Here is a 23,634-nt window from a genome sequence, read left to right on the forward strand (position 1 = left end):
GTCCTTACTACAAACCTGTTTGTACTTAGGACTTTATTCCTTTATTTATTCAACCAGCCTTTTAATAATCGCAAAAAAGAGTTTCGCGAGTATCTCTACCCGTCACGGGATTAGTACCTTTTGCCACTTTACAAAGTTTTTCTATCATATCGTCTCGCAGCAGTGTATCAGTAAAATCAGCACCGTCAATGACTGCTCCTTCGAGTCTGGTATTGTAAGCGAAAGCACCCTCAAGGATAGCATTAGTTAAATTTGCTTTCATCATGCGAGCCAAATCTAAAGTAGCACCCGTGAAATTAGCGCCTTCTAAATTTGCTTCTTCCATATTGGCCGCAAAAAAGCTGACGCCCCGCAAATCTGCATTAGTAAAATTGCTGTTGCGAAGATTGGCTTTATTAAAGCTGTCGTCAGTCAGGACTTGGCCAGTAAAATCAGCGCCTACTAGGATTTCTTTATCGTGATCCAAAGCGAAAGCAGGTGCGGGATTAATGCCGATCGCCCCAGCGGCAATTACTGCTAAAATAACAAAACTCAGCAAGAAAGTATAAATATGTTGGCGAATTCGAGAAATCATCATACAAGTTCAAGCTAATGGGCAGTCGTGACAGTTCAGAATTGAATTCTACCAGAAAGAGCGATCGCCCGTTAGCGACGGCTGACTCCAATTGCCCCCAATCCCTAAACTCTCGGGATATCGGCACATTGGGAGAAAACTTAGTCGCTGACTGGTTGCAGCAGCAAGGTTGGGAAATCCTGCACCGGCAGTGGCACTGTCGCTGGGGAGAGATTGACATCATCGCACTCGGAAGAGAGGAAGAAAGCGCAAAAAACCGAGGTCTTCCCAATCACACATCCCCGACATTAGCATTTGTAGAGGTAAAAACTCGCCGCCGGGGAAATTGGGATGCTGGTGGAATGCTGGCTGTTACTACCACAAAACAAGCCAAACTTTGGCAAACAGCCGAAATATTTTTAAGCACTCATCCAGATTTAGCCAATAATTATTGTCGCTTTGATGTCGCTTTAGTCAGGTGCGAACCTTCACAACAAAACACTAAGCAAATATTACCACCATTAACAGCAGCGAACTCTCAATTCGCCGTTGCAGGAAACTACCGACTCACCCTGCAAGAATACATTCGCTCGGCTTTTAGCAATTAAAAATATATAATTAAAATTTAGAGGGTAAAATCTCATAGCAATGCCACTAGGTAATTTTTAATTATTAACTTGCCTAGGCTGTCGCGCATTTCTCTCTTGAGCTTTAACGGATCTGAAAAAAGCGTTAAATCTTCTCCCGCTTTCCCCTTCTCTCCCTCTCCTGTTCTGTCATCACAGTTAATTTATATGCGTAGCAATCTAGGCGAGAGTTTCCGGGCAATATCCCAGACCCTTGACAAACTGCTGGCGAAACGCTTCAATTTCTTTGCGGTCAGGGCTGCCGTGACAAACCACTGCCACCTGGTAGCGGCGCATCACGCTCAGTGGGGACTGTCCGGTTTCCAAACTCCAAAGCGCCATTTGCAAGCGAATTTCAGGATCGTAAGGAATCCCGAGTTCGTTCATAAAAGCCCGAAAATCCCCGTGCATTTCGGGAGTTAAATATTGGCTCATTTTCACCTTTACCACCCAGCCGTCAATTTGGTGAATAACAGTGATAAATTGCAAGGGAAGATGATGAGCCGTGCGTAGGTAATCCACGACTCTCAGAGTAAGGCTAGTATTGGCGATGTAGTAGAGGTATTCCATAACGATCCTTATGAGCAAAGCTGATGCTATACCTCTATCCTCGCGGGCTATATCCGCCACCACAAGGGGAAAAGCACCCGACTTTGGATGGGGGTTTTTACCCAATTTGTTACCCAGTTGACAGATCGATCGCACAGGAATTCACTCGATGACAGAGATGGACTGGTCTTTGGACGGCTATGACTACGAACTTCCGCCCTCACGCATTGCCCAAAATCCCGTAGTGCCGAGGGACAGTTCTCGCTTGCTGGCTGTAGATTCTCCCAGCAGCCACCAACACCGGATTTTTAGGGATTTACCCGATTTGCTGCAACCAGGCGACTTGCTGGTACTGAACAACACCCGCGTGCTGCCAGCGAGGCTCTACGGGCACAAACCCAACGGCCCGGCTGTGGAGATATTGTTGATGGAAGAACGGCAGCACAACTGTTGGCTGGCTTTGGTTAAACCGGGGAAACGCTTAAAGTTGGGAGCAAAAATTGAGTTTGATCCCATCGCCCCTCCCTGTGAGGACTCGACCACAGCTCCTTGCTGTTGCCTTCCCGATGCCACGATGCCGGATCGTCGTCGATTGACTGCAACAGTTATAGAGAGGGACGACGCAACAGGGGGACGGCTGTTGGAGTTTGACATCCCCACAGATGAGAATCTGGCGAAGTTTTTGGACGAATACGGTCACATACCCCTGCCGCCCTACATCGAAAATTCCCAAGCTTCAGCGGAACAGTACCAGACTGTTTATGCCGATCGGCTTGGGGCGGTGGCGGCCCCCACAGCAGGCCTGCACTTCACCGAAGAATTGTTCAGCCGCTTGGAACAGCGGGGAATAGAAAAAACTTTTGTCACCTTACACGTCGGAGTAGGGACGTTTCGCCCGGTGGAGGTGGCAGACGTGACGGCTCACAAAATGCACGGCGAATGGGTGGAAGTACCCGCCGTCACCGTTGAGAAAATCCGGGAAACTCAAGCCAGAGGCGGGCGGATCATTGCCGTGGGTACCACAGCAGTGCGAGCTTTAGAGGGAGCCGCCGCCGCGAGAGACGATTTTTCCTTGCAACCTTTTTGCGGCCCGACCAATTTGTTTATCTACCCGGGCTACAAGTGGCGGGTTGTAGAGGGGATGATTACCAATTTTCACTTGCCCCGCTCTACTTTGATGATGATGATAAGTGCAATGATTGGAAGGCCTCGGCTGTTGGATTTGTACCGAGAAGCGATCGAGCAACAGTACCGCTTTTATTCCTTTGGCGATGCCATGCTGATTTTACCAACAGCAAAAAAGGATTGATCGATCGGGCATCGGGTTCGCCCCATGCCCGGTACTCCGTTTCTATTCTTCCTCCTCTTCTTCATTGCCGGGATACACGAAGCTGTTGGAACGCCCAGTCAGAACAGATTTGCCCAGAGACAGAGCTTTCTGAGCTGCCACTACAGCTTTGCGCTTCCATGTGGCCTTACGCATATTCTTCTTGGATTTGGAGGTTTTCTTCTTAGGGACTGCCATGACGCTAAATACTTTCTGCTTGCTTATATAGACAAACAAACATTCTAGCCGATTTTGTCGGCAATGCTTACTCGAAAAACGGCAACAACTGCTCGGTCAGCAATATCAAGTAGTAGGGTGCGTCAGCGATTAGGTTCTGGAAAAATAGACAAAATCCCCTAGGTAACGCACCCGCAGCAGCTAAAGTTCGTGAAAGTGGTAGATCACGACGCCAGTTACGGCATCGTTCTCGATACTCACATAACCGGTTTTGAGCATTGCCGTGAAAGCCTCTTCCACTTCGGCAAAAGTAGCGCCGGTTGCCATCACCCCTTGGGTGACAGATAATCTTCCGTTCTTGGTATAAGCTGCCTTCAGGAGTTTAACCCCTAACTGGTGTGGAGTTTGCTTGGGGTATGTCGCGGCGATCGCCCCGCTGCTGGGATATAGCGGTATACCTTCGGGAGATACGCCGAGTTTGCCCCTGAGACTGGCATTGTGTTCGTCCACCATGTTCGGCAGCAGCAGCAAGTCAAACAATTGCCCAAACCCAAACAAACCAAAGGTAAACAGCCACAGCAAACCCGTACCAATCTTGCCGTTGTAGAGGCGGTGGAGTCCGAAGGGGCCGAAAAAACAAGCTGCCCATAAAAGGTAACTAACACCTAAATTGCTCATTTTCTGACCGTCCTGCCTGGTTATTCTAAGAATTGGAGTCCCTCTATACATTTTGTACTTTCTATGTGGTGTTTAAACAGTTTGACACCAGCAGATATTTGTGGATTGTCCGAAGTTATTGGTTATTTACTACCAATTCCCCAATTCCCCATGCCCCATGCCCCATGCCCCATGCCCCATAACCCATACCCATGCCCAGTGAGTAATTTTGCGTAGCAATTCTTAACGCCAGCAACATATTTGCGCGGGCGAGAGCTTGGTAAACTGGAGGGCGTGGAAATTACAGCAGCTTAGACCTAGATTCCACACGGAGCGCCAAAGCAAGCGCGCCGCCAGCGCTGGCCGGACATACACGAGCGCGATCGCCCGCAGTACCCGACAATGGAAACAAGCGAGTAGTTATAAGCAGAAATCCAATAAAAATATGGTAGATTCCCTCAAAAAACCCACTTTTGAAGAACTGCGGCCGGGAGTGAAAGCCCCAGCCAAAGAAACTATTCTCACGCCGAGATTTTACACAACAGACTTTGACGAGATGGCCAAAATGGACATCTCCGTAAATGAAGCCGAACTAAAAGCAATTATTGAAGAGTTCCGCGTTGACTACAACCGCAACCACTTCGTGCGTGATGCCGAGTTCGAGCAATCTTGGGAACACATCGACGGCGAAAAGCGCCAGTTGTTCATTGAGTTTCTGGAACGCTCTTGCACCGCTGAGTTTTCTGGCTTCTTGCTCTACAAAGAGTTAGCACGCAAGCTCAAGGACAAAAATCCACTGCTGGCCGAAGGTTTCTTGCTGATGTCCCGCGACGAAGCGCGGCACGCCGGATTCCTCAACAAAGCCCTGTCCGACTTTAATTTGTCCCTGGATTTGGGTTTCTTGACAAAGAGCCGCAGTTACACATTCTTTAAGCCGAAGTTTATTTTCTACGCGACTTACTTGTCTGAAAAGATCGGTTATTGGCGCTACATCACGATTTATCAGCACTTAAAAGCGCATCCTGAAGACCAGATTTATCCGATTTTCCGATTCTTTGAAAATTGGTGCCAAGATGAAAACCGCCACGGAGATTTCTTTGATGCGGTGATGAGAGCTCAGCCTCAGATGTTGAATGATTGGCGCGCTAAGCTTTGGTGCCGTTTCTTCTTGCTGTCAGTGTTCGCCACAATGTATCTCAATGATATCCAGCGTGCAGGTTTTTATCGATCGCTCGGACTCGATGCTCGCGAATACGACATTGAAGTCATCAAAAAGACCAACGAAACAGCAGGCCGCGTCTTCCCCGTGATGCTGGACGTGAACAACCCCGAGTTTTATGAACGCCTCGATGTTTGCCTCAAGAACAATCAGAAGTTGACCGCCATTGTTGCTTCTAATACTCCGAAATTCTTGCAGTTCTTCCAAAAATTGCCTTTGTATCTGTCGAACGGCTGGCAATTAGTGAAGCTGTACTTCATGAAAACAATTGAATCACCTTCAGTACAGGGCGCTGTGCGTTAAGTTTTGATTTTTCATCCTCTGTGACGGCGGTTCTGCGACAAGCGGAGCCGCTTTTTTTTGGTATCCAGATTCACCGCAAAAAGTTCTCGCCCGACTTACACTCGTCCGGAATTGGAATTAATGCTGGTTTTTTTCATAAAATTTATCGCCATTCCCCCTGAAGCGTAAAAGCCGCCCAATAATAAGGAGAACGCCACTCTTCCTGCTTCAACATTTCCAGTTGCGCCGCCCTTAAAGCCGCCGCTGGCGTTAACCCTTTTTGCAGCATTCCCTGATAAAAACTTGACATTAACGTAGCTGTTCCTTCATCATCCACATTCCACAAACTCACCACAACTCGCTGAGCCCCGGCATACATAAATCCCCGCGTTAATCCTACCATGCCCTCGCCTTTAATATTCTGTCCCATTCCCGTCTGACAAGCACTTAAAACCACTAAATTTGCTGACAGTTTCAAGTTGAAAATATCGGTCAGGCGCAAAAAACCATTAACAAGATTGCCCTTGTCATCTACGGTAGACATCACAATTCCTGACAGTTCGGGATTTTTGCTGTTGGCAAGGCCGTGGGTGGCAAAGTGAACGATTTGATAATTAGCTAAACTGCCGTCGGTAGCATTAGTGCGATTGGCATCAAAATCAATCTTTTGACTGCTAGAAGCTGAGGGAAATAAGCTGGATATTGTTTGGGCTTCTTGGCGGGTAAATGCGAGGCGTTCTGGCGGCCATTGCCGATTAGAAGCACGAAGCGAGCGATTTAAATCGAGGTTATTTGCTTCTAATTTTTCTGTTGTTGCTTGGGTGATTTTTCCTTTAATTCTTTCATCGTCTGGACTGAAAACAGGATCGGCTAAAATTGCTAAAGTTCGGCTTGGGGGTTTTCTATCTCCGTAATTTTGCCTGAGAATGGCGAGAGTTGAGGCAGAAGGCAGAGTGATAATTTCATGTTCGCTAATTAAGGGAACATTGGTATTTTGTGCCCTGGTTGGGTCAAGAGTTAAAGCTTGAAAAGGGGTATATTGCAACACGCCGTCGGGAACAATTAACAAGCGTTTATTGCCTAATTGGGCTGCTGCGGGTTGTAAAATCACTTGACCCAGATTTGCACTTGCTTGGGCAACTTGTTGGGGAATATCTCTCTGGATTGGGCTAGTTATTGCCTCTAGGAAGTCCTTAGCTGCTGTTTCAATGTCAACCTGTTTTGGTAATTCATAGCTGGTTACTCCGGTTGATGTCACAACCCACAAATAACTGCGGTATTTGCCGAGGTAATACTGCAATAAAATTGTGTTTTCATCGAGAATTTGTTTCTGAATTTCTGGCAGCGTTAAAGGTTGGGGTTGGGTGAGGGCAGCGTAGCGGGGGCTGGCGGTACGAATCAGAGTTTGAAGTTGCTGATATTGTTGCAAAAGTGCGAGGCGCCCAGAGTCGATTTCAGCGATTTTAGTGGGATTGGGGTTGGGGCTGCTGATTGCTTCGATGCGCTGCTTTTCAATGGCATCAAGTTGCTGTTGCAAGCTCTTTTCTTGTTGCAGTAAATCGGGGGAAATGCCTTCGCGAATGTTGGCGTTACTTTCTTGCAGAAGTTCGAGGAGACTGCGGGCGCGGGAACGTTCGCTGGCTTCAAAGGCTTTGGTATCATAACCAGATCTGGGTTGCGTTTTGTGCAGTTGCATTAACAGGTCAATGTAGAACTGGTAATAGTTTTGTACGGTGGCAAAGTATGAGGTGCGGAGTTCTGGGCTGGCAATTTTGGTGCGGAGGCTTTCAATAATTTTGATGGAGGCTTCAATGTTAGTGAGGGCTTCAGTGAGATTGCCTTGCTCACGTTTTGCATAAGCTATGTTGCTGAGGTTGTTCGCTTCTCCACTGCGATCGCCTACTGCACGACTTAGGGGAAGTGACTGGCTGTAATACTCTAGCGCTTTCTGTTTTTCTCCTAAATCTGAGTAGACACTGCCGATGTTGTTGAGGGTGCGAGCTTCCCCACGGCGATCGCCCACAGCCCGAAACAGGGGAAGCGACTGGCTGTAATACTCTAGCGCTTTCTGTTTTTCTTCCAAATCATCGTAGACACTGCCGATGTTGTTGAGGGTGGTAGCTTCCCCACGGCGATCGCCCACAGCCCGATACAGGGGAAGCGACTGACTGTAATACTCTAGCGCTTTCTGTTTTTCTCCCAAATCTAAGTAGACTAAGCCGATATTGTTGAGGGTGGTAGCTTCTCCATTGCGATCGCCTACTGCTCGATACAGGGGAAGGGACTGGTTGTAATACTCTCTTGCTTTCTGTTTTTCTCCCAAATCTGAGTAGACATTGCCGATGTTGCCGAGGGTGCGAGCTTCCTGTGGATCGCCTATTGCCCGACTCAGGGGAAGGGACTGACTGAAATACTCTAGCGCTTTCTGTTTTTCTCCCAAATCTGAGTAGACTAAGCCGATATTGTTGAGCGTGCTAGCTTCCCCACTGCGATCGCCTACTGCTCGATACAGGGGAAGCGACTGGTTGTAATACTCTAGCGCTTTCTGTTTTTCTCCCAAATCTGAGTAGACACTGCCGATGTTGTTGAGGGTGGCAGTTTCCCCCCTGCGATCGCCTATTGCCCGACTCAGGGCAAGCGACTGGCCCAAATACTCTAGTGCTTTCTGTTTTTCTCCCAATGCTGAGTAAACCGCGCCGATGCCGATAAGGGTGACAGCTTCTCCATTGCGATCGCCTATTTCCCGACTCAGGGGAAGGGACTGGCTGTAATACTCTAGCGCTTTCTGTTTTTCTCCTAAATCTGAGTAGACAGTGCCGATGTTGTTGAGGGTGCGAGCTTCCTGTTTGCGATCGCCTATTGCCCGACTCAGGGGAAGCGACTGGCTGTAATACTCTAGGGATTTCTGTTTTTCTCCCAAATCTGAGTAGACACTGCCGATATTGTTGAGGGTGGTGGCTTCCCCACCGCGCTCGCCTACTGCTCGAAACAGGGGAAGCGCCTGGCTGTAATACTCTAGGGATTTCTGTTTTTCTCCCAATGCTGAGTAGACAACGCCGATGTTTGTGAGGGTGCGAGCTTCCTGTGTGCGATCGCCTATTGCCCGACTCAGGGGAAGGGACTGGCTGTAATACTCTAGGGATTTCTGTTTTTCTCCCAATTCATCGTAGACTTTGCCGATGTTGTTGAGGGTAGTAGCTTCCCCACCGCGATCGCCTACTGCCCGAAACAGGGGAAGCGACTGGCTGTAATACTCTAGGGATTTCTGTTTTTCTCCCAAATCATCGTAGACTCTGCCAAGAACTAGGAGACTAACTGCTTGTGCTGAAGTGTCGCCCGCTTCTCGATACAGCTTTAATGCTTCTTCAAGCTTAGGGATCGCTTTTCTTAAAGATTCCGCCGTCCCCTGCTGAAACATTTGCACCCCTTCTGTCAAGGCTCTTTCAGCAGCAGCAGCCGGGTTTCCTCCGGACTGCTGCGATACCCCTTGGCTAATTTTTATAACGCTGGGCGCAGCTACCGCCGGGACTCCTAGCAGGATACTCGCACCTACAGCGATCCCCCAAACCCACAGCCTGAGATTCATAAACACCTGCTCAAACAAGACCTGGTTAACCGCTATCATAGTCGATCGCAGCTTATCAGGTGCGCTTTCCCTTCCTGCGTGCCGGTTACATCGGGGGCATATTGTGCCATCCTGTCGCTACCTCTGGCCGCACCCTCCAAGCGCGATCGCCCGCATCGGATTTGCCTCCGCGAACATTAAAAGTCATAATTGTAATTTTTACGCTATTCTCAACTCAGTATTTTTAAATGAGCGATCACCCTCAAATCTAGCATTTACTATTTACTGCTGTTTTATGAAAATCAACAAAAAACAATTCAACAGATCTACTTTAGTTTTTTGCTTAGGAATGTTCGCTGTGTTCCTCCTATCCTTAACACTACGCTTTTGGGAACTGGAGCGATTTAACACCTTAGTCTTTGACGAGGTTTACTACGCTAAATTTGCCAACGATTATCTCACCAAAACTCCCTTTTTCAACGCTCACCCGCCTCTGAGCCAGTACATAATTGCGATCGGCATTTGGATCGGCACTCACCTTCCCTTCGGCAAAACAGCCGTCAACAGTATGGCTGGCTCCCTGCTTTCCCCTTGGGATTACCGCTGGCTGAATGCTCTCACTGGTTCCTTTATTCCGCTAGTGGTGGGAGCCCTGGCTTATCAGCTAGTTCCGCGCCGCACCTTTGCTTTTATTGCTACTTTATTGATCGCCTGCGACGGTCTGTTTTTAGTTGAGTCTCGCTACGCGCTGAACAACATTTATCTGGTTTTATTTGGAATTTTAGGTCAGTTATTTATTTTAAAAGCTGTAGAAGCAGAAGGCAAAAAGCGCTGGATTTGGCTGGTAGTCGCTGGGATAGGTTTCGGCGCATCTGCGGCTATCAAATGGAACGGATTATGGTTTCTTTTCGGTACTTATCTAATTTTAATCTGTGCTTGGGCCGTTCGTTTTATCCAGGGTAACAGAGGAAATGAAGAACAAAGCCGCGAGGTAGATTCACCTCTAATTCCTGCCGAAAGTCCAGTACAAAAACTGACTAAACTCAATTTTATAGAACTCTGCTTGAGTCTAGCTATTATTCCTATTCTAGTTTACAGCATCTCTTGGATTCCTCACCTGCACTTTAATCCAACTCCCAATTTCTGGCAGATGCAAACGGAAATTTTGACTTATCACCAGCGGATTAAAAGCAGCCCAGATGTACATCCTTACTGTTCCACGTGGTACAGTTGGCCTTTGATGCTGCGCCCCATAGTTTACTTCTACAAAAGTGCTAGCAGCAATGCCCAACCAGATCCGGTTTTGCCGCCTTTACCTGAAGGTGCAACTCAGGCAATTTTTGACGTTCACGCAATGGGAAATCCATTGCTTTGGTGGCTGTCAACCTTAGCTTTACTGCTAGTAATAGGAGTTTTAGTTCACCGGATTTTGGTGTGGCTGCAAACGCGCAGCGAGGCTTCTGTTGACACGATAGAAAATCAGCGGCCGATTTTGTTTCCACCGACTGCTGAAATGTGGCTGGGGTTATATTTAATAGTTAATTGGGCCGCTAATTTGCTGCCTTGGGTGAAGGTGACTCGCTGCATATTTTTGTACCATTATATGGGCTGTTCTGTGTTTGCAGCATTAGCACTTGCTTGGTGGGTTGACAGGTGGCTGCACAGCCCTCAAACTCGACTCCGAGGGATGGGGGTAACAATTATTTTTCTGGTTTTGGGTGCTTTTAGTTTTTGGATGCCTATCTATTTGGGGCTGCCTTTGTCGCAAATGGAATGGAAAATTAGGATGTGGCTGGCGTCTTGGGTTTAAGCTAGAAATAATTCTTTTATTAACGGGCAAGATGCCCGTTCCACAAGAAAATTAAGTTTTGTGGAACAGGCCGAAAAGCCTGTTCCTAACCAAGGTGCAAGATGTAAATTATAACATTTATGACAAAGGTGAGTTTGCAAAAGCGAGCATTATTTTTGATAGAGTGCTCGATAAACTGGTTCGCCCCGTTTCAGAGTAGCAATTTCTCTTTCTGTAGCCACAGGCAGGGGATTTTCTGCTAGCCAGTTGTCGCCGTTTTGACGTTTAAAACTAGGGTGAGATGAAAAGCGATCGCACATTTCCCTTTCTACTTCCTCAATATCTGACTGGATAAAAACTTCGCCGCCAATTGCCAGATAAGTTGCCAATTCCTTGACTAATTCCTGCTGCACCACCCGCCGTTTGTGGTGCTTTTTCTTGAACCAGGGATCGGGAAACTGAATGCTAACTCGCTGCAAAATACCGGCGGGTAAAGTTTCTAAAAGTGGTTTGAGAGAACTATTCGCATTGCAAAACAAATAGTGCAAATTTGTCAAGCCTTTTTCGTCCCGCCAAAGATTCGCCTCCTCTACCAGAGGTTCCCGAATTTCTAATCCTAGAAAATTCCAGTCTGTTTGGATTTGCGCCATGTGCCACAAAAACCGTCCTCTGCCGCAGCCGATATCTAAATGCAGCGGTAAATTTAAGTCGGCATAGATTTTAGTCCAATCCGGGGGACTTGCAGATGCTTGATATCTAATTGATAGGGGATTGACGTGTTCCCGCACTCTTACTCTTGCCAATTTTGCTGTCTCCTGAATGTATTTTTTAACCGCTAATGAAGGCAGATTAACGTGGATTAACGCAGATAAATATTGATTTTTGCGATGTTGTTCAATACTTTTTAATTAATGAGCAATCTTAAATTGCAGAGGGACAAATTTCAACTGCTCATTATTGCATTAGGCCTCTGGTTCCATGCCTGCTGCTCTTAATTGTGCAGCTAGTCGATCGGCTCGCTGCCGTTCTCTTTCTACCATCTCTGCTCCCCACAATAACATCTCTCCGCTCTCATCCCACCACCGCAACCAATATCCGGTTCTTTCAGCTTTTGTTCCCTGCCAAACACCCAGAAATAACCCTATTCCTGCAATCCAATAACGACCGTTTAAATCAGGTTGCTGTATTTGATAATCTCCTGATGAATCCAACTGGTAGACTTCTAACACTCCAGCGGCTGGCTCAAAAAGTGCATAGATTGGTACTCGCAATACTTGTCTATAAAAAAACCATTTCCCCGGTGGATAAGTGGGCTTGTTAGAATATTCATCGTAGGAAGTAGCTGACAAGAACTCCATGACGACGGCGGGAATTTCGCCTTCTAAGTTTGGAGTGTAACTGCGGCGAATTTCTTGACTAGAAAGCGACTGTACGTTGCGAGCATAAAACAAATCGGGAGCTTTGATAACTAGCTTATTATCTAAGGTGGCACAAATCCCCAGATTAGGGGCAACTAATGTTCCCTCCAAAATTAGCCCCGCGATTTCTAAGATTTCTCGCAAGGCGGCAGCGAGTAAGGGCTGGTCGATATTTTGCAGAGGTTGCTCCTCTAAAATGAAATCATCTGGTAATTTTTCCCAGGTAATTTTCAAGTCGGTTGTAGTGGCTGTCACGGTATTTTACCTCTTATTGAGACTGCTATTACTAAGACTGCTGGAGCGCGGCTCGCAATACTTCTCGGTGAAAGAGCGATCGCTCTACTATAAATTTTATCCTGTCTGGAGATAAGGCGTCGCCGTTAGCATAGTGTTCGATCCAGGTTTTGCTAATTAAATAAGGATCGTCTGGCAATTCTGATAATAAGTATCCCGGCATTTCTAACTCTTCCATTAACTGGCTGACTTTCGGATCGTAGCTGAGGGCAAAACAGCGACATTCTTCGGATGCTGCCATAATTAAACTGTGGTAACGCATCCCGATCGCCATTTCGACCCCCCGGAACACTCCTTTCAATTTTCTCGGGTCGTCTAAACTGAGGATGCGGCTCCTTTTGGGCAGGGCTTCGTGCAAATGTTGGGCAATTTCTAAGTCGTGAGACGCTTGAAAAGGCAGCAGCAAAATTAAGGTGCGAGTTGCTTTTTGAAAGTCAACTAAAGCTTGAGTTAAGATGGACAAACGCGCGGGAGTTAGTGTAGAATGAGAACGCAAACAAACAGCAACTCTGGGCGCAGGTAAATCCCACAAACCCGACACGGGAGAATTCTCCAAAGCCCACACGGGATCGGGCGCTAAAGTAAAGGGAATTTGCCAATCTGCAAGTAAAGTAGCTGAACCTTTATCCCGCACGCTGACGCCGGTGCATCCAGCAAAACAGCGCTGAGATAACTTGCGAGTCATTTCGCGCTTCAAAGGCCCAATTCCCTGGGCCCAGGCAACAGTTTTTAAGCCCATCCGCTGCGCTAATCCCATCAAACCCCCATAATAGAAAGGACTCGCAATGCTGGTAGCGTCTTGGATTAAACTACCGCCGCCCCAAATTAGCGCGTCGGATGTGCGGAGTGCTTCGAGAACTTGGAACGCATTCATGCGATCGCGCGCAGCTACCCCGTACCGCTGATTTGTCTCGACAGGATTGCCAGACAGGACGATCGGCGTCACGCCATCTGGTAACATTTGCAGTAGCGATGCCAACAGCGCCTCGTCGCCGCCGTTGCCTTTACCGTAATAGCCGCACAAAATTGCTCGCATTTCTACTCTTTTCTTTGTTTGTGATGGGGAATCTAACTATTTTAGATTTTAGATAGGGGATTTTAGATTTTTTTGAGATGTAAAATTTGATAATACTACTACCCAAAAAAATGCTCCTGTCATCAAGCTTCAAGGCTTTACGTCATCAGTCAGCTCAAATCGCAAATCTAATAAAATCTCAAATCGCTAATCTCAAATTGTATGACGCATCATACTTTAATATGACAGTTGCGTAAGTCCCGATAGAGAAATCTTTCATCTTCGTTATCGATAAATCTTTCATCTTCGTTCAGAATACAAAAAATGCACGCTTTGTCAATTCCCACCTGGATTATTCACGTCTCTAGCGTCGTCGAGTGGATTGCCGCCATCTGGTTAATTTGGACTTACGGCGAAGTCACTCAAAACCGAGCTTGGTGGGCCCTTTCCGCCGCAATGCTGCCCGCTCTCGTCAGCGCTATGTGTGCCTGTACTTGGCACTATTTTGACAACTCTCCCGCCCTAGAATGGATCGTTACCCTGCAAGCGGCGATGACTCTCATTGGCAATTTTACTTTGTGGGCGGCGGCTTGGTGGATTTGGCGATCGGCTCAGCCAGCAGAGAAAATTAAAGATTAAAAAAAGGAGAAACGAATTGAAAACTAGCACTATTTCGGTAAAATTAGCCGCGAGTTTGCTTTTGTTGACAGCCGGATTTTTGCTTCCCACCAAAGCCAGCAACATTCCCGTACAAGTCGCCCAACAGCCTAACTGCAAAAATCCTCAAACCACGGTAGAGATGAATGTCTGTTCCAGTCAAGAGTTTGAGAGTGCAGACAAAAAGCTCAATCAAGTCTATCAGCAACTGCAAGCAAAAATCAGCAGTAAACAAAAGCAGAGATTGACGGCGGCACAGCGTACTTGGATAAAATTTCGAGATGAAAATTGTGATTATGCAAAAGGGCAATTTGAAGGCGGTTCGGTGGCTCCTTCTACCTACGGTTATTGCAGGGCCAGAGTGACGCAAGAACGGATTAAAGATTTGGAAGGTTATTTGAAACAAGCAAATTTGTAAAAGTTCGATCGCGATCGAGAATAATTTACCCATTCAATCATCAATACCGCGACAACCTCATCTTTTGCACTTTTAGAAGCCCCAGCACAAACCAGCTCAAGAGTGATATAAAGCTTTGTTTTTTATTTTACGCTTTGCCACGCCAATGGTGTAAAATCTAAATTCTCAAATCTTATATTTTAAATCCCTATGTCCTTCGTTGGTTTGCACATTCACAGCGATTATAGCTTACTAGATGGGGCTTCTCAGCTACAACAGCTCGCAGAACGGGCGGTGGAATTGGGGATGCCCGCGATCGCCCTTACAGACCACGGGGTGATGTACGGCGCGATCGAGCTAATCAAAGTTTGCCGAAATAAAAATATTAAGCCGATTATTGGCAATGAAATGTATGTCGTCAACGGCGACATTGAAGTAAAAGTTAGAGGTAGAAGAAAATACCATCAAGTTGTTTTAGCTAAAAACACCCAAGGTTATAAAAACCTCGTCAAACTAACCACAATTTCCCACTTAAAGGGAATGCCTGAAAGAGGTATTTTTGCCCGACCTTGCATCAACAAGGAGCTGCTAAAACAATACTCTGAAGGTTTAATTGTCACCAGTGCTTGCTTGGGCGGGGAAGTTCCCCAAATGATTCTCCAAAACAAGCTAGATACTGCCCGTGAAGTAGCCACCTGGTATAAAGAAGTATTTGGGGAAGATTACTATATAGAAATTCAAGACCACGGTTCCCCGGAAGACCGGATTGTTAATGTTGAAATCGTCAAAATTGCCCGTGAACTCAAGATTAAAATAATTGCCACCAATGATTCTCACTATATTTCCTGCAACGACGTAGAAGCACACGATGCTTTGCTCTGCATTAACACCAACAAACTGATTGAAGAAGACAAGCGGATGCGCTACAGCGGCACAGAATATTTGAAGTCCGCAGACGAAATGGCGCAACTGTTTCGAGACCATTTGGACGATGAAACAATCAAAGAGGCGATCGACACCACTTTAGAAGTCGCAAATAAAGTAAAATCTTACGACATCATGGGGGAATCTCGCATTCCCAACTATCCAATTCCCCCAGAACACACGGCAGACACTTTTGTCGAAGAAATATCATGGAAAGGACTGTTAGAACGCCTCAAAGCTAGAAACCGCAATGAAATTCCCGTCGTCTACAAAGAACGGCTGGAATACGAACTAAAAATGATTCAGCAGATGGGTTTTTCCACCTATTTTTTAGTAGTTTGGGACTACATGAAATATGCCAGGGACAACCACATTCCCGTAGGGCCAGGACGCGGTTCTGCCGCAGGTTCCCTAGTTGCCTATGTCTTGAAAATTACTAATATTGACCCCGTGCATCACGGACTGCTATTCGAGCGATTTCTCAATCCCGAACGCAAATCCATGCCAGATATCGATAGCGATTTCTGCATAGAAAGACGGGACGACATGATTAAATACGTTACTGAAAAGTATGGCGAAGAGCGCGTAGCGCAAATTATTACTTTCAACAGAATGACATCAAAAGCTGTCTTGAAAGATGTTGCCAGAGTGTTAGGCATTCCTTACAAGAAAGCAGACGAAATGGCAAAATTAATTCCCGTCTCGCGGGGAAAACCGGAAAAACTTAAAGTGATGATTTCCGGTGAAACACCTGCACCGGAATTTAAAGACAACTACGAGAATACAATTTGCATTAATGAAGAAACAGGGACAGAAGTCCCTGTTCGTCAGTGGATTGACATGGCAATTCGCATTGAAGGAACCAACAAAACCTATGGCGTTCACGCAGCAGGCGTAGTGATTTCTTCAGACCCGCTCGATGAAATTGTACCGCTACAAAAGAATAACGAAGGTGCTGTGATTACGCAGTATTATATGGAAGATTTGGAAGCACTAGGTCTTCTAAAAATGGATTTTTTGGGATTGAAAAATTTGACAACGCTCCAGAAAACTGTTGATTATATTAAGCAAACCCAAAATCTAATTGTCGATCCAGAAATGCTACCTTCTGATATAGAGCGCAGAGCTCAAGAGACTTTTGGCCGAATCAAAAAGTTACCGGATGATGTAGATAAAACTTATAAACTTTTAGAAAGAGGAGATTTAGAAGGTATTTTCCAGTTAGAATCTTCTGGGATGCTGGATGTAGTGAAAAAACTCAAACCTTCCTGTCTGGATGATATTTCTTCTATTTTGGCACTTTACCGACCCGGGCCGCTGGATGCAGGTTTGATTCCTCAGTTTATTGACTGCAAGCACGGTAAAACAGTTGAGTACGATCATCCGCTATTAGAGCCGATTTTAAAAGAGACTTACGGAACGCTTTGTTTTCAAGAGCAAATTATGCGGATGGCTCAAGATTTGGCGGGCTATTCTTTGGGGCAAGCTGACTTGCTGCGACGTGCAATGGGCAAGAAGAAAGCTGATGAAATGCAGAAGCAAAAAGAAACGTTTATCGACGGGGCAACTAAGAATGGAGTCAGTCAAAGAATTGCTGAGAAACTGTTCGCGCAGATGCTGCAATTTGCGGAATACTGTTTTAATAAATCCCACTCAATGGCCTATGCGTATATCACGTATCAGACTGCCTATTTAAAGGCGAATTATCCTCTAGAATACATGGCTGCACTGCTGACTGCTAACAGGGGCGATCAGGAGAAAGTACAGAAATATATTGCCAATTGTCTCAAGCTGGGTATTGAGGTTGAGCCGCCGGATATTAATAGCTCTGAACTTACTTTTACACCGCTTCCCAAACAGATGACTGGCTCTGCAAAAGATAAAATTTTGTTTGGGGTTTCGGCGGTTAAAAATGTGGGTGAGGGAGCAATTGAAAATATTTTGGCGGCGCGGCAGGAAGGGGGTAACTTTACATCGCTGGCTGATTTGTGCGATCGCGTAAATCTTCATTCTGTGAACCGCCGCGCTTTAGAAGCATTAATTCAATGCGGTGCTTTTGACAAAATTGAAAACAACCGCAATCAATTAGTACACGACCTCGAAGGGGTGATTAAATGGGCGCAAGAGCGCAAAAGAGACCGAGAAAGCGGCCAAGGTAATCTTTTTGATTTGTTAGGTGCGAATAGCTTTGGCAAGTCAGTCAATACCTATGAGTCGGCGCCAAGATCTAAAGTGGTAAAAGATTTTGAAAAACAAGAGAAATTGCGTTTAGAAAAAGAACTGCTTGGCTTTTATGTGTCAGAACATCCCCTAAAGTTTCTCATGCAAGTAAACCCAGACCCCGATGTTGTGACTCTCGAACAGTTAGCAGATAAAAAGGGTAAAGTATCAGTTATTGTCATGCTCAGCGCTATCAAAATGGTAGTGACAAAAAAAGGCGATGCCATGGCAATTTTGCAATTAGAAGATTTGACACATCAAATAAAAGCTGTGGTGTTCCCCAAGGCTTACGAACAAGTCAAACCTTACATTGTAGAGAATGCTATCTTACAGATTAGTGGAAAAATTGAGAAAGATGGCGAGGAAATTCAGATAATTGTAGACACTGCAAAGCCGGTTGAAACAGTACAGGTTACAGAGGAAATCGAGAGGGCGGAATCGGAAATAAACAACTCTTGGCCAGTGGAACCAGTCAACATTGTACGATCGACAAAACCTGTGGAAGTTTTAGAAATGGTGATTGTCAAGCTGACACCGCAGCAAGTACAAGACGGGGAAAAACTCAATTCTCTCAAAGCTATTTTACAAGAACTTTCCAATCGTGGAGAAGGTGCTAGCGTTTCTGTGGGAGGAATTGTTGTCGGTGAATATTCCTGTCAACCCCTTCGCATTAACCCTCAATTGTGGGTGCACGATGGCGAGGGAACTGTTAGCCGTCTTAAGTCGGCTGGATTTGATGCTTGGGTTTTTCCTCTAGACAATCGCGGGGATGCTGCGGTGTTTCGAGAAATGCGATCGCAACTTAATGTACATTCTTGGGCCAGTCGCTTACTTGACACTAACACCGATCGCCTTCACAAGTATGTCAATTATCTCGCCCAACTAAACAGACGCCCGCCAAACTAACACTTCGCCGCCATCGCCACCGGTGACTAAAGTTTGACCGTCAGGACTAAAAGCCACCGGATTGCACCCAGCTAGACTGCACAAACATTCTCCTGTTTCCAGGTTCCAGAGTTTAACCGTACCGTCTCGACTGCCGCTAGCCATAATTTCGCGATCTGGACTAATCGCCACCGAAATCACCGCATCCGAATGCCCCCTCAAAGTATTAATCAATTCCCCTGTATCGGCATTCCACAATTTAACAGTAGCGTCGGCACTTCCACTGACAATCATCTTGCCGTCTTGACTAAATGCGATGGCATAAACCCCATCTGAATGACCGACAAAAGTCCGTACACTCTCCCCAATACCTACAAGCCACATCTTGATAGTTTTGTCAGCACTGCCGCTGGCAAGCATCATACTTTGAGGGCGAAAACTAACCGATAAAACCTTGTCAGAATGTCCCGAAAGTTTTTGAACTAATGCTCCGTTGCGCTGGTTCCACAATTTAATACTCTGGTCGCCGCTAGCACTCGCAATCGCTCCAGAGTCGCAACTAAAAGCCACCGAGTACACGGAGCCGTAGCGATGACTGTACGGGGAACCAAAATCGCTGTAAAATTCGCGAATCATCGCCTTTTTATCCAGCTTCCACTCAATGACTTTTCTGTCAAAACTGCCGCTAACCATAATTCTCCCGTCGGGGCTGATTGCCACAGCATTAACCCTGGCGGAATGACCGAAAAAAGTATGGATGAATTCACCTGTTTGCAGGTTCCACAGCTTAATTGTTTTATCGTCACTGGCGCTAGCGAGAATATTGCCTTGAGGATTAATAACAACAGCATTAACCGAGTCTGAATGACCGTGGAGAATGCGCTCGCACCGCCAGTTATTAGACAATAATGTCGGATTGTTAGCGGATGGCGCAACATTAATCTTGTGGGGCGGCGCGACCGAGACGGCAGTGGCTGTATTTGGCTGCGAGTTAGTTACTGGCGAATTAATAGCTATTTTTGTGGGCGAATTATAACTGATTTGAGAGCGAGGATATTGCCCAAAATTTACCAAGTCTTGCAATACTTCAGCAGCGGATTGATATCGCTCTCGTACCGAATCTTTGAGCAATTTATTCAAAATAGTTGCTAATTTTTGGCTGACTTTTATGCCTTTTTGCGCCAAGTGCGATCGCCAAATCCATTTGCATTCCAAAGCATCGAACAAATCCTTAAGTACCGCCCCAGTTAGCAGGTGAATACAGGTAACGCCCAAACTGTAAAGGTCGCTCGCCGGATAGGCCTTGCCACTGCGAATTTGTTCGAGCGGCGCATAGCCTGCAGTTCCAGTTATCGTCCCAGTTTGCGCCTCAGAAAGGCCCGTAATGTGCTTAGCAACTCCAAAATCTACTAGCACAAACTGGCCCCCCCTGGCCTTCCCCTGTACAGCAGGAGATTCAGCCACAATTATCCCTTTCATACCACCAGAAGATTGAGGTAAATTTGCCCCTCCTTTTCCTTTACCTGGAGTTGAGGTACTATATCCCGCAGCAGCCCACAAGGTTTGGGGACTTCTCCGCACAATATTTTCCGGCTTAATATCTCGATGAATCACCTGCTGCTCGTGAACAAATTGCAAAACAGGCAACAAATTGATCAACAATTCCCAAATCTGTTCCTCGCTAAAAGCTCCCCGCTGCTGCAACTCCTGAAACAAATTATTTCCCTCGATTAACTCTTCCACAAGATACAGACGTTTGGCTTGTTCAAAAGAAGCCAGCAAACTGGGAATCTGCGGGTGTTCTCCGAGTTCGTGCAATCGATGAGCTTCTTGTTTGAACAGTGCAGTTGCCTTTTCTAATTCAGCCTTTTCTTGCACTTGGGGGAAAAATTGTTTGATGGCGCAGGGAGTTTTCAACCTATCTTCATCGACAGCTAAAAAAGTTCTGCCAAATGTTCCTTCGCCGATAGGTTGAAGGGCGCGGTAACGCTCTTTCAGTAGCAATTTAGAGCCGCACGCCCGACAAAAATTGGTTGAGTCAGCATTCTGCGGCTTTTGGCAATGGGGATTGAGGCAATAGCTCATCTTTTTTCCGGCCTGGAGATTCCCACCACAGCTAAACTTAGCAACATGGTAGTCTGTTTCCACTCACGCCCAGAGCACCATTCTCGACAATACCTGAGAAACCGGCTTTCTAAACCCAAAATCTCGGCTCTCAGGTTGAGCCAGTGCCAAGAAACCAAGGTGATGACACTAGAAGTGCTTGATGTGAGTTTCCATATATTCTAATGCTTTCCTAAAATTTTGCCGGTTGGCCGCTCACAAACTGGTATGTCAACAGTTAACTGTTAACTACGGCTATTCTGCAGCATTTATGCCGAGAGTAAATACAAAACTGAGATGAGATCGGCTATTCTCCCCCATCTAAAAGACACTCTGGCTCCTCGCCGCCCTTCTGTGACGATGCTTTGGCTTTAATCACCGCTTCTCTAAAGCCTAAAACTAATAAAATATTGGCAATTGTTAAGAATACTTCTGCAGAACCGTGCAGCCAATCGACATTTGCTAGCGACTCGTTGTAGGCAACTTTTGCGTAAATTGCGGCGGGAATAGTCACAGCCACAAAAACGAGAGTGCCGTAAAATCCCATCAGAGCTAAACGGGGTGTTTTTCCCGATCGAGTCAAAAACCAGAGAAATCCCAAGTAGGGAAATAGAGACAGAACAAATAAACTTTCTTTGGAAATCATTAGTAATTGGCGAGCGACCAGATACTATGATAAATTAAAAGCTCAAAAATTAGTGTGAATAATTTTTAACTTTTGATATTTAGTTTTTAATATTTAATTAGACAGATGCACCCGTTTCTATCGAACCGCTATAGAGTCACCCAAGACCATAGCTCTTAAACTAAGCCGCAGCAGGTCGGCAGTATTCAAAACCCCTCACCGACGCGGAGACAAAACCCGTAACTTTTTCCCTAACACCGTTTTTAGGATAACACATTTTTAACCGTGCCAGTCTGTTAATTGCCCCTCTCTCCAAAGCTACCCAGCAATTAGAAACAGAGACGGTTCCAAAGTTTTCTGTCTGCTAGGCATCAAGCAAGCATCGTTGACAACCTCTAAATCCAAGCCGTTATTTCTATCTCCTGCCAGAATTTCCTTCAGCTTAGCATCAAAATCAAAACACGGGCCGCAATCCCAAACTTTGAGTTCCAACCGTCCCTTAAATACCCTAATTTCCAGTTGAACAGGAGTTTCTACTGGCAGATTTTTGTGAGCGTGGCGAACTGCATTAGTGAAACCTTCGGCTAAAGCCAACTGAAAGTTCCACCACACTTCATTGGGGAGCGATATATCTTTCAACTGTTCAAACCACAACAAAACTTGGGTTAAAGCATTGACATCTGTGTTGACTTGCAGGCTAATATGTTGAATACAAGTTTCATGCAGATCTTCTTCCTGCTGTTTTTCAGTCTGCCAATCCCAGGTGTTTAATAAATTCATTAACCCATCTAAAACGCTAGCTTTTTTTATATTTTGGGAGCGATTGCGATTTTCTACTTCGTAAGTTTTGCTCAGCGACAAACAATTTCGATTGTCCAGAGTCCGGGTGTAACTTAGCTCGTCTGCAATCTGCCACATGAGTTTGATCCCCCTGCCGCCTTCTGCAAGTTGATCTATGCTGTTGGACATCTATTTTCCTCGTCTGAAAGTATTAGCTGTACCCAATTTTCCCACCCGCCGAGACACCAGGTATTTTTTTTATACTTGCTTGCTCGGTATTATTTCGGGGATCACACAAAAATGCTATCTTTTTTAGAGAAGGCAGCGCATCAGCAATATGTCTTAAGAGTCTAAGCCAATTGGCTTATTTACCTATCGCCTGTACGGAGAACGATCGCCCTCGGCAGCAAAACCCAACTGCATCGATTACAAATACTTATCCGTTGTCCGAGTCGGCCACTTGTCGCAGCCGTCGCCAGCTCCAGAATCCCTGGCATTTAGCGCCTCCGGCCGTTCGCCGTTCGCTGCCACGGAGCCTTGATGTGCGGGCTTTCATCCCCAACGCGTAAGTAATATCCGTGAGCGCGATCGAACCTTACACCGTCGAGTCACGTCCATCCACTAGACTAGGACTTACGCAAACAACCCAGTTTCTGCTTAGAATATTGGGTTTGACAGCGAGGAATTAACGAGGAAACCGGGTTTTTGGTCCCCCGCACGTAAGTCCAGCAGACAAATCGGTGATGAAAGGCAGTTACAGGACTTACCCAGACTATGACCAAAATCAAACTGAAAATTCTGACTGCAGCGATAATGCTACTCCCATTTTGCGCCGCACTTCCCTTATCAGCTCAAAATCTATCTCTAGTCAAGCGGCTGCTAGAAACCAGAGGATGTCCCGGATGCGACTTATTTGGCGCTTCCTTGAGCCGTGCAGATTTGTTTGGCGCTTCCTTGAGCCGCGCCACTCTCAGCAGGGCCGACTTAGTTGATGCCGACTTGACTGCCGCTGACTTAATGGAAGCTAATTTAAACAACGCCAACATGAGAAACGCCTTTTTGGCCGACGCCGACCTCAGCAACGCCGACCTGAGCAGGGCCGACATCAGGGGAGCAAACTTAGAAAATGCAAACCTCAGCGAGAGTTCTCTTCGAGAAGCATCCCTCCAGTTGGCTAATTTAAAATGCAGTAATTTGAGCGCCGCTAAACTAAGTAGAACCGACCTGAGAAATGCCGATTTAAGCGGTGCAAATCTCAGCGGTGCCGACCTCCAAGAAGCCGATTTAAGCGGTGCAAATCTCAGCGGTGCCGACCTTAGATCGGCCGATTTGAGGAATGCGAGATTGAACAAAGCTAATCTCACCGATGCGAATCTCTGTGGAGCCCGGATGCCCGATCAAAAAACCTCTCGGCGAGGCTGCGAAGTTAAGAAAGAACCAGCGATCAGCACGAACAATTACTGTAATTACTGCTATGCCTTGAATGACTGGTGGCTCAATGTATTAAGGTTCTACTAAGCAGTATCATCGCCATCACTACTCTGTTTAATATGTACTGTTAGAAGTGCGAGT

The 23,634-nt window shown here is 46.2% G+C and carries 18 protein-coding genes and 1 pseudogene; 8 read left to right on the forward strand and 11 right to left on the reverse strand.

Going from position 1 to position 23,634, the window contains the following annotated elements; translation table 11 throughout:
• Window positions 1-61: 61 nt before the first annotated feature.
• Window positions 62-577 carry a pentapeptide repeat-containing protein gene (locus tag D0A34_17940; protein UNU20510.1) on the reverse strand — a complete coding sequence of 172 codons (516 nt, stop codon included), beginning with the start codon at window positions 575-577 and terminating at the stop codon, window positions 62-64.
• 14 nt (window positions 578-591) lie between these two features.
• On the opposite strand from D0A34_17940, the gene D0A34_17945 reads away from it, so the two are divergent.
• Window positions 592-1,161, forward strand: coding sequence for a YraN family protein (locus D0A34_17945; GenBank protein ID UNU20511.1), 570 nt, complete (start codon window positions 592-594; stop codon window positions 1,159-1,161).
• A gap of 198 nt (window positions 1,162-1,359) precedes the next feature.
• On the opposite strand, the gene D0A34_17950 is transcribed toward D0A34_17945, so the two are convergent.
• Window positions 1,360-1,749 carry a hypothetical protein gene (locus D0A34_17950; GenBank protein UNU22354.1) on the reverse strand — a complete coding sequence of 130 codons (390 nt, stop codon included), beginning with the start codon at window positions 1,747-1,749 and terminating at the stop codon, window positions 1,360-1,362.
• 148 nt (window positions 1,750-1,897) lie between these two features.
• Between D0A34_17950 and queA the strand changes: the two genes are divergently transcribed.
• Window positions 1,898-3,037: a tRNA preQ1(34) S-adenosylmethionine ribosyltransferase-isomerase QueA gene (gene queA / locus D0A34_17955; protein UNU20512.1), complete on the forward strand. Its 1,140-nt coding sequence runs from the start codon at window positions 1,898-1,900 to the stop codon at window positions 3,035-3,037.
• A 42-nt stretch (window positions 3,038-3,079) separates the two neighbouring features.
• On the opposite strand, the gene D0A34_17960 is transcribed toward queA, so the two are convergent.
• Window positions 3,080-3,253, reverse strand: coding sequence for a 50S ribosomal protein L32 (locus D0A34_17960; protein UNU22355.1), 174 nt, complete (start codon window positions 3,251-3,253; stop codon window positions 3,080-3,082).
• 180 nt (window positions 3,254-3,433) lie between these two features.
• Entirely contained in the window at window positions 3,434-3,910 is a 477-nt protein-coding gene (locus tag D0A34_17965; GenBank protein ID UNU20513.1) for a TM2 domain-containing protein, read from the reverse strand.
• A 424-nt stretch (window positions 3,911-4,334) separates the two neighbouring features.
• Here D0A34_17965 and acsF point away from each other — a divergent pair, with 424 nt between their 5' ends.
• Entirely contained in the window at window positions 4,335-5,411 is a 1,077-nt protein-coding gene (gene acsF, locus D0A34_17970) for a magnesium-protoporphyrin IX monomethyl ester (oxidative) cyclase (protein UNU20514.1), read from the forward strand.
• Window positions 5,412-5,553: 142 nt separating this feature from the next.
• Here the strand turns inward: acsF and D0A34_17975 are convergent, their stop codons facing one another.
• A complete protein-coding gene (locus D0A34_17975) occupies window positions 5,554-9,015 on the reverse strand; it encodes a CHAT domain-containing protein (protein ID UNU20515.1) in 3,462 nt (1,153 codons plus the stop codon).
• A 235-nt stretch (window positions 9,016-9,250) separates the two neighbouring features.
• Between D0A34_17975 and D0A34_17980 the strand changes: the two genes are divergently transcribed.
• The gene (locus D0A34_17980) at window positions 9,251-10,765 is read left to right on the forward strand and encodes a phospholipid carrier-dependent glycosyltransferase (GenBank protein UNU20516.1); all 1,515 of its coding nucleotides are present in this window, start codon (window positions 9,251-9,253) and stop codon (window positions 10,763-10,765) included.
• A gap of 149 nt (window positions 10,766-10,914) precedes the next feature.
• Here D0A34_17980 and trmB read toward each other — a convergent pair whose 3' ends face one another.
• The 3 genes from trmB to csaB form a co-directional block, all read right to left on the reverse strand.
• Entirely contained in the window at window positions 10,915-11,547 is a 633-nt protein-coding gene (gene trmB, locus D0A34_17985; GenBank protein UNU20517.1) for a tRNA (guanosine(46)-N7)-methyltransferase TrmB, read from the reverse strand.
• A 159-nt stretch (window positions 11,548-11,706) separates the two neighbouring features.
• Window positions 11,707-12,417 (reverse strand): Uma2 family endonuclease, encoded by a 711-nt coding sequence (locus D0A34_17990; protein UNU20518.1) that lies wholly within the window; start codon window positions 12,415-12,417, stop codon window positions 11,707-11,709.
• 31 nt (window positions 12,418-12,448) lie between these two features.
• Window positions 12,449-13,492, reverse strand: a complete 1,044-nt coding sequence (gene csaB, locus D0A34_17995; protein ID UNU20519.1) for a polysaccharide pyruvyl transferase CsaB — start codon at window positions 13,490-13,492, stop codon at window positions 12,449-12,451.
• A gap of 303 nt (window positions 13,493-13,795) precedes the next feature.
• On the opposite strand from csaB, the gene D0A34_18000 reads away from it, so the two are divergent.
• From D0A34_18000 to D0A34_18010, 3 genes and pseudogenes are all read left to right on the forward strand, one after another.
• Window positions 13,796-14,110 (forward strand): DUF2499 domain-containing protein, encoded by a 315-nt coding sequence (locus D0A34_18000; protein UNU20520.1) that lies wholly within the window; start codon window positions 13,796-13,798, stop codon window positions 14,108-14,110.
• A gap of 16 nt (window positions 14,111-14,126) precedes the next feature.
• On the forward strand, window positions 14,127-14,546 hold the full coding sequence (locus D0A34_18005; GenBank protein UNU20521.1) for a DUF1311 domain-containing protein: 420 nt from the start codon (window positions 14,127-14,129) through the stop codon (window positions 14,544-14,546).
• A gap of 189 nt (window positions 14,547-14,735) precedes the next feature.
• Window positions 14,736-18,416: pseudogene (locus tag D0A34_18010) on the forward strand (DNA polymerase III subunit alpha).
• 135 nt (window positions 18,417-18,551) lie between these two features.
• Here D0A34_18010 and D0A34_18015 read toward each other — a convergent pair.
• From D0A34_18015 to D0A34_18025, 3 genes are all read right to left on the reverse strand, one after another.
• Window positions 18,552-20,639, reverse strand: coding sequence for a serine/threonine protein kinase (locus D0A34_18015; protein UNU20522.1), 2,088 nt, complete (start codon window positions 20,637-20,639; stop codon window positions 18,552-18,554).
• A gap of 325 nt (window positions 20,640-20,964) precedes the next feature.
• Window positions 20,965-21,303 carry a DUF3593 domain-containing protein gene (locus D0A34_18020; GenBank protein ID UNU20523.1) on the reverse strand — a complete coding sequence of 113 codons (339 nt, stop codon included), beginning with the start codon at window positions 21,301-21,303 and terminating at the stop codon, window positions 20,965-20,967.
• A gap of 297 nt (window positions 21,304-21,600) precedes the next feature.
• Window positions 21,601-22,251, reverse strand: a complete 651-nt coding sequence (locus D0A34_18025) for an ATP-binding protein (protein UNU20524.1) — start codon at window positions 22,249-22,251, stop codon at window positions 21,601-21,603.
• 585 nt (window positions 22,252-22,836) lie between these two features.
• Here D0A34_18025 and D0A34_18030 point away from each other — a divergent pair.
• Entirely contained in the window at window positions 22,837-23,580 is a 744-nt protein-coding gene (locus D0A34_18030) for a pentapeptide repeat-containing protein (protein ID UNU20525.1), read from the forward strand.
• Window positions 23,581-23,634: the final 54 nt, after the last annotated feature.

The sequence above is a fragment of the Microcoleus vaginatus PCC 9802 genome (genome assembly GCA_022701275.1).
Lineage (GTDB): Bacteria > Cyanobacteriota > Cyanobacteriia > Cyanobacteriales > Microcoleaceae > Microcoleus > Microcoleus vaginatus_A.

Bases quoted from the DNA above. Each gene is read 5' to 3' on its own strand.
- D0A34_18030 (UNU20525.1), top strand. From the start codon at position 22,837: ATGACCAAAATCAAACTGAAAATTCTGACTGCAGCGATAATGCTACTC.
- D0A34_18015 (UNU20522.1), bottom strand. From the start codon at position 20,639: ATGAGCTATTGCCTCAATCCCCATTGCCAAAAGCCGCAGAATGCTGAC.
- D0A34_17945 (UNU20511.1), top strand. From the start codon at position 592: ATGGGCAGTCGTGACAGTTCAGAATTGAATTCTACCAGAAAGAGCGAT.
- D0A34_17940 (UNU20510.1), bottom strand. From the start codon at position 577: ATGATGATTTCTCGAATTCGCCAACATATTTATACTTTCTTGCTGAGT.
- csaB (UNU20519.1), bottom strand. From the start codon at position 13,492: ATGCGAGCAATTTTGTGCGGCTATTACGGTAAAGGCAACGGCGGCGAC.
- D0A34_18020 (UNU20523.1), bottom strand. From the start codon at position 21,303: ATGATTTCCAAAGAAAGTTTATTTGTTCTGTCTCTATTTCCCTACTTG.
- D0A34_17965 (UNU20513.1), bottom strand. From the start codon at position 3,910: ATGAGCAATTTAGGTGTTAGTTACCTTTTATGGGCAGCTTGTTTTTTC.
- D0A34_17980 (UNU20516.1), top strand. From the start codon at position 9,251: ATGAAAATCAACAAAAAACAATTCAACAGATCTACTTTAGTTTTTTGC.
- D0A34_18000 (UNU20520.1), top strand. From the start codon at position 13,796: ATGCACGCTTTGTCAATTCCCACCTGGATTATTCACGTCTCTAGCGTC.
- D0A34_18025 (UNU20524.1), bottom strand. From the start codon at position 22,251: ATGTCCAACAGCATAGATCAACTTGCAGAAGGCGGCAGGGGGATCAAA.
- acsF (UNU20514.1), top strand. From the start codon at position 4,335: ATGGTAGATTCCCTCAAAAAACCCACTTTTGAAGAACTGCGGCCGGGA.
- queA (UNU20512.1), top strand. From the start codon at position 1,898: ATGACAGAGATGGACTGGTCTTTGGACGGCTATGACTACGAACTTCCG.
- D0A34_17950 (UNU22354.1), bottom strand. From the start codon at position 1,749: ATGGAATACCTCTACTACATCGCCAATACTAGCCTTACTCTGAGAGTC.
- D0A34_17975 (UNU20515.1), bottom strand. From the start codon at position 9,015: ATGATAGCGGTTAACCAGGTCTTGTTTGAGCAGGTGTTTATGAATCTC.
- D0A34_17960 (UNU22355.1), bottom strand. From the start codon at position 3,253: ATGGCAGTCCCTAAGAAGAAAACCTCCAAATCCAAGAAGAATATGCGT.